The sequence below is a fragment of the uncultured Aquincola sp. genome (assembly GCF_964001545.1).
Taxonomy (GTDB): Bacteria; Pseudomonadota; Gammaproteobacteria; order Burkholderiales; family Burkholderiaceae_C; genus Aquincola.
Genome location: NZ_CAXFDV010000330.1, coordinates 1 through 6215 on the forward strand (window position 1 = coordinate 1; position 6215 = coordinate 6215).

At 73.3% G+C, this 6215-nt stretch carries 5 protein-coding genes; all 5 read right to left on the reverse strand.

The features are described from left to right. A partial coding sequence (locus ABNT58_RS11440) for a LacI family DNA-binding transcriptional regulator (protein ID WP_348753603.1) occupies positions 1-872 on the reverse strand: 872 nt, incomplete at its 3' end. Positions 873-926: 54 nt separating this feature from the next. Further along, entirely contained in the window at positions 927-2912 is a 1986-nt protein-coding gene (locus ABNT58_RS11445) for a diguanylate cyclase (RefSeq protein WP_348753604.1), read from the reverse strand. Between the two features lie 3 nt (positions 2913-2915). Beyond that, positions 2916-3104: a hypothetical protein gene (locus ABNT58_RS11450; protein ID WP_348753605.1), complete on the reverse strand. Its 189-nt coding sequence runs from the start codon at positions 3102-3104 to the stop codon at positions 2916-2918. An 84-nt stretch (positions 3105-3188) separates the two neighbouring features. Beyond that, positions 3189-3674 (reverse strand): response regulator, encoded by a 486-nt coding sequence (locus ABNT58_RS11455; protein WP_348753606.1) that lies wholly within the window; start codon positions 3672-3674, stop codon positions 3189-3191. Between the two features lie 56 nt (positions 3675-3730). Beyond that, positions 3731-6004 (reverse strand): winged helix-turn-helix domain-containing protein, encoded by a 2274-nt coding sequence (locus tag ABNT58_RS11460; RefSeq protein ID WP_348753607.1) that lies wholly within the window; start codon positions 6002-6004, stop codon positions 3731-3733. Positions 6005-6215: the final 211 nt, after the last annotated feature.

Here is a 6215-nt window from a genome sequence, read left to right on the forward strand (position 1 = left end):
AATTCGAGGTCGCCGAAGCCCATGACCGCCAGCTGCCTGGGCACGTCCAGCCCACGGGCCTGCGCTTCGGTGAGCACGCCCAGCGCCAGCAGATCGGAGCTGCAGAACACCGCGTCCACCGCCGGCTCCGCCGCCAGCAGCTGCGCCAGCGCCCCGCGGCCGCTGCCCAGCGTGGTGGGCGCAGGCACCGTCACCAGCGCGGGCTCGGGCAGGCCCAGCGCCACCGCCGCCTGGCGAAAGGCCGCGTGCCGCCGCGCCGATCGTTCATCGTCTCCGGCCACCACCGCCAGCCGTCGTCGCCCCCGGCAGTGCAGGAAGGCGGCCACCGCGCGGCCCACCTCCACGTGCGAAAAACCCACCAGCATGTCGATGGGCGTGGGCGTCAGGTCCCAGGTTTCCACCACCGGAATGCCGGCGGCCAGCAGCCGCTGGCGCCCATGGGCCGAATGCATGATGCCGGTGAGCACGATGCCGTCGGGCCGGCGGCCGATGATGGCTTCCAGCAGCGCGTCCTCGCGGCTGTCCACATAACCGGTCTGGCCCAGCATCAGCTGGTAGCCGTGGGCTTCCAGCGCCGCGGTGAGCGACTGGATGGTCTGCAGAAACACCGGCCCGGCGATGGTGGGCACCACCGCTGCCACCAGGCGGCTGCGGGTGGAGGCCAGGCCGCCGGCCAGCAGGTTGGGAACGTAGCCGGTGCGGCGCACCGCGTCGGTCACCCGCTGCAGCACCTCGGGCGACACCCGGTCGGGCGTGTTGAGGGCGCGCGAGGCGGTGATGGGCGCGACCTCGGCCAGGCGGGCCACGTCGTGCAGGGTGACGGCGCCGCTGCGGCGGCGGCTGCGTTTGGGGGAAGCCGTGGCGGCGGACATGCGCCGGATTGTAGGCAGCTGGTACCGCTACCGCGGCAAGGCTGGCAAGACGTTTCAGCCCTGGCTGGCCACCATCGGCGGCGCACCGTCGGCCAGCCGCCAGCGGCCCTTGCCGGCGCGCTTGGCGGCCAGCATGGCCTGGTCGGCCTGGCTCAGCAGTTCCGCGGGGCTGACGACCCGCGGCGACCGGTCGTCGTTGGCCGCCCTGCCCGAGCGCAGCGCACTGGCCACCGACACGCCCACGCTGGCGCCCACGCGCACCGTGCGGCCATCGCCCAGGGTGACGGGCTGGTTGACCACCTCGGCCACCCGGTCCAGCACCCGCCGCCAGTCGTCGGCCGGCATCGGGCCCAGCACCACCACGAACTCGTCGCCGCCGATGCGGGCGACGGTGTCGCTGTCGCGCACCTGGCCCGCCATGCGGCGGGCCAGCTGCACCAGCAGCGCATCGCCCGCGTCGTGGCCCAGCGCGTCGTTGACGGCCTTGAAACCGTCCAGGTCGAGGTAGCACACCGCCACCTCTTCGGCGGCCTGGCGCGGCTGCGCCAGGCTGTGCTGCAGCCGCTGCAGCAGCAGCGCGCGGTTGGGCAGCTGGGTCAGCACGTCGTGGAAGGCGGCGTGCTGCAGGGTTTCGTGCATCTGGCGGGTGGCGGTCACGTCCACCGCCATCCAGAAGCTCTCGGTGCCGGTCAGCGGCATGCCGTTGAGGTCCACCCACAGGCACTGGCCGTTCTTGCAACGCATGCGCACCTGCAGCCGGCAGTTGCTGCCGGTGGCCAGCGTCGGGTAGGCCTCGCGGCCCACGCGTTCGTATTCGGCCTCGTCGGGGTACAGCTCGCGCATCGAGCGGCCGGCCAGCTCGCCGTCGCCGTAGCCCAGCATGCTTTCGAAGGCGCGGTTGCGCCAGGTCAGCACCCGGTCTTCCAGCTTGATCATGCCCACCAGGTCGTTGTTGAGCATCGCCGATTGCTCCTGCAGCAGGTCGGAGATGCGCTGCTGGCTGCGCTGCTGCTGCTGCACATGGGTGGCGATGGACTGCATGGCGCCCGCCTCGCGCAGCGCAAAGCGGTACACCGCCCCGGTGGCCGCGGCGATCAGGCCCCAGGCCAGCGCCGCCACCAGCGACACGCTGAGCATCTGCTGTCGCCAGGGCTGGAAATAGCGCTGGTTGTTGACCCCCGCAAACACCACCAGCGGCCAGCCGCTGACGGCCCGGTAGGCGGTGGTGCGGGTTTCGCCGTCGATGGGCACCTGCGAGACAAAGGCGCCGCTGGCCGGGTCCTGCATCAGGGCTTCGCGCAGCGGCTGCGAGACCTGGGTGGTGCCCACCTCGCCCTGCTGGCCGCCGCCGGGGGAGCGGCGCGCCACCATGCGCAGGTCTCCCTGGGTGCGCAAGGCCATGGCGTCGCGGGCGTTGAGGTCGTAGTGGCTGAACAGCTGGGCGAAATGGTCCACGCCCAGGGTGGCATGCAAGGTGCCGGCAAAGCGCCCGTCGATGCGCACCGGCCGCACCACCATCAGCACCCAGCGGCCCGAGCCGCTGCTGCGCAGCGGGCCGGCCAGCAGTGCCTGGTCGCCGGTGCTGGCCATGGCCTGCTGGAAGAACTCGCGGTCGTCGATGCGCGCCATGTCCAGGCTGGGCGCCCCCCAGCGCAGGCGGCCCTGGGCATCGGCCAGCTGCAGCGATTCGACGCCCTGCAGCAGCCGCAGCCGGTCGTTCAGCAGCACCTGCGCCTCGGCCGCGGGCATGTGCTGCACGCCGCCGCGGCGTTGCAGGTCGTCCAGCGTGGCGCGCATCACCGCATCCACCTGCGACAGCTCGCTGGCGATGTTGAGCTGCGCGATGCCGGCCAGGCGCTCGGCCATGTCGCGGGCGCGGCTTTCGTAGGTGCGCTGCGAAGACAGCAGCACCCCGAACACCAGCGCCCCCAGCAGCAGGCCCACGCCCAGGTTGGTCAGCACCAGCCAGCGCAGCAGCCCGCGGCGCTTGAGGGCCACGCGATCGACCAGGCTTTGCGCGGTGGAGTGGTGCATGCCCATGGGCTACAGATCGATCTTTCCGTAGTGCAGCGGCACCTGGGAGGCCGCCACCTTGCGCCAGACCTGCCACGCCGCGGGCGAGGCTGGCAAGCGCATGCGCTGGCACCAGCGGGCAAAGCCGTGGTCCTGGTCGTGGTCGTCATGGGCGCAGGCGGCGCCCGGCTCTGCAGGCGCCGCAGGGGTTGGCGCCAAGGGCGGTACTGCAGACATGCACCGTTTTCGGTCGTTCCCCCGGCGGCTTGATGCCTGTTACCGGCGGCGGCACGCCGGTTGCGCTCAGCCCGGTGGCGGCACCGGCTGCGGGCGGGCGCCGGGCGTGGTGGGCGGCTGCCAGCGGCTGCGGCTGGCGGCCACGGCCAGCACCTCGTGCAGAGCCTCGAGGATCAGCGGCTTGGCCAGGAACAGGTCGAAGCCCTGCTGCAGGCAGTCCAGTTCGGTGCGGGGGTCGGCATGGCCGGTCAGACACACCATCACCGGCCGGTCGCCGGGGGGCAGCCGGTCGCGCACCGCATTCATCAGCCGGCAGCCGTCGTCCCAGTGGCCGCCCGCGGCGGCCGGTGGCCACTGCTGCACCTGCGTGTTCAGCGCCAGGTCGACCACCATCAGGGCCGGGCGCAGCGCCACCGCGGCTTCCAGGGCCGAGCGGCCGTCGTGCCGCACCAGCACGTGGCAGCCCAGCTCGACCAGCAGGTCGCTGAGGGACTGGGCGCAGTCGACGTCGTCGTCCACCACCAGCACGGTGGGGTGTTCTGGGTTGGGCATGGGGCGCTCCGGGGTGCGAGCGGCGGGAGAGCAAGCCGCATGCCTTGGCCCACGGGCTACCAGCACACGCGGCTGAGCAGCTCCGTCAGCCGCGGCGGGGTGCGGGTGGCCATCGCTTCCCGGTAAGAACGGGTGAGCATCAGCGGGCAGCGGCGTTGCAGCACCGGTGCATCCGCCACCAGCTGATCCCATTCGGCGCGCGTGTGGTCGCCGGGCTGCTGGCGCAGCAGGTAGGCGGCGCGCAGCAGGCGCACGTCCAGCGGCTCGTCGCACAGGTCCAGCACATGGGCGAACAGGGTTTCCAGCTCGGGGTCGTCGAAGCGGGCGGGCGCGTTTTCCAGCAGCAGCCAGGTCAGGTCGACCAGGATGGCCGGCCCCTCGGCACCGCGCGCCTGGCCGCCCTGCCACAGGCCGCGCAGCAGCGCGACGGCTGCGGGCCGGTCGCCTTCGGCCAGCGCCAGCGCCGCCTGGCGGCGTTGCAGGCCGCCCACCAGCGGCAGCCCTTCGGCGCCGGCCAGCGCGGCCCGCGCCTGCGCCAGGTGGCCGAGGTGGATTTCCATGAAGGCCAGCTCGGCATGGGCCACCACGCCGAACAGGCTGCGCGCGGCGCTGGCGCGCGCAGCTACCGCGCGCAACCGCTCCAGCGCCGGCAGGCTGTGGCCCTGCCGCCAGTCCACCAACGCCAGCAGGTATTGCAGAAAGCCCCGGTGCGCGATCAGCAGGTCAGGCTGGCTGCCCACGGCGGCGGCCACCCGGCGCGCCTCGTCCAGCTCGCAGGCCTGCACCAGGATCCACAGCTCGAAGAGCTGCGTCCATTGCTGGCCCGAACGGTCGGGGCTGCGCAGCCACAGCGCGAGGCTGCGGCGCACCGCGTCCAGCGCGGCGCGGTGGCGGCGCTGGTAGTCCAGCAGCGCCGCCTGCGAGCGGAAGGCCCGCGCCTGGTACTCGGCCACGCCCGAGCGCTCGGCCAGGTCGATGGCCTGCGCCAGCGCCTGGCCGGCACGCTGCGGCTGGTCGACCGCGCGCAGCAGCGCGGTGAGCACCAGCCAGGCGCGGGCCTGCATGTGCAACTGGCCCAGCTGCGTGGCTTCTTCCACCGCGGCTTCGGCCAGCTGCAGCGCGGCCACGGTGTCGGTCTGGCGGCCGGCCACGCGGGCGGTGCGGCCCAGCAGCTCGGGCCGCAGGGCCACCGCCTCGGGCACCCGGGCCGACAGCGCCAGCGCCGCTTCCAGGTGCTGGCGGGCGGCGGCCAGGCGGTCGGCGTCGAAGTCGCACTGGCCGCGCAGGGCCAGCATCGACACCCGCATCAGCTCGGGCAGCGGCGGATCGGTGGCGGCCAGCGCCGCGTCCAGCACCTGGCAGGCATCGTCGGGGCGGTTGCACTGGTGCAGCAGCTGCGCATGCAGCAGCGTCAATGGGTCGGTGGCGGGCACGTGGGGCCGGGTGGTTTCCAGCAGCGCCAGCGCCTGCACCACCTGGCCGGACTGCTGCATGTCCACCACCATCGCCAGCTGCTGCTGCCAGAAGCTGTCGGGCGGCGCGGGGTGGGGGGTTGGCGTGGGTGTGGGTGCGGGCGTGGATGCCGGGGCCGGCGCCGGGTCGAGCTGGTCGGCCAGCCGGCGGGTCAGCTGGATCACGTCGTCGCCGTGCGCCTCGAACACCGGCTGGCCGGGCGCCTGGCTGCCGCGCCAGGCACGCAGGCAAAAGCCGTCATCGGCCCAGGCCAGCTGGCAGCGCAGCGCCTGCGCCGCGCCCAGGCTGGTGCACAGCGCGGCCATCGCGTCGTCGGCCGGTGCCAGCCGCGCGCACACCGTCTGCACCTCGGCCAGCGGCGCCAGGCTGAAGTGGCCGGTGGCCTGCAGCCACTGGTGCAGCAGGCCCATCAGCCCTTGCGACACCCAGCGCAGCGCGGGGTTGGCGGTCAGGTCTTCCACCGGCAACAGCGCCAAGCGGGCGCGGGCGGCGCCCTGCCCTGCGATGGCGGCGGGCACCGCGGGCGGGCGGGCGGCGCGGCCGGGCCGCTCCAGCACGTCGGCGTCCAGCAGGTAGCCCACGCGCGGCACGGTGCGCAGCAGCCGCGGCTCCTGGGCATCGTCCAGCAGCGCACGGCGCGCCTTCATCACCGCGCGGGCCACCACGCTGTCGGTGACGAAGCTGCTGCGCCACACGGCCGGCAGCAGCTCGGCCTTGGAGATCACCTTGCGCGGCCGGCGCGCCAGGAAGGTCAGCAGGTCGAACACCAGCGGCTGCAGCTCCACCGCCTGCTGCTCATGCAGCAGCAGACGCTGGTCGGTGTCCAGCACGAATCGATCGAACACGAGCTCTGGCATGGCGGTCGGCACCCTCACAGGTCCGGCACGCCGGACGTGGCATTGTGGGCGCGGCGGCGGCCGGCTGCCAATGCCGGCGCCGCACCGGCATGGGCCCCCAAGTTCATAGGATGTCGCCTGCTGCCCCGCAGGCACAGACTGCAAGCCTTGCCAATTGGCGACGTTGAGGGGAGCGAACATGAAGTTCAGATCCACGCTGCTGCTGGCGGCT

Coding starts and splice junctions, on each gene's coding strand:
- ABNT58_RS11455 (WP_348753606.1), bottom strand. CDS start 3,674: ATGCCCAACCCAGAACACCCCACCGTGCTGGTGGTGGACGACGACGTC.
- ABNT58_RS11445 (WP_348753604.1), bottom strand. CDS start 2,912: ATGGGCATGCACCACTCCACCGCGCAAAGCCTGGTCGATCGCGTGGCC.
- ABNT58_RS11460 (WP_348753607.1), bottom strand. CDS start 6,004: ATGCCAGAGCTCGTGTTCGATCGATTCGTGCTGGACACCGACCAGCGT.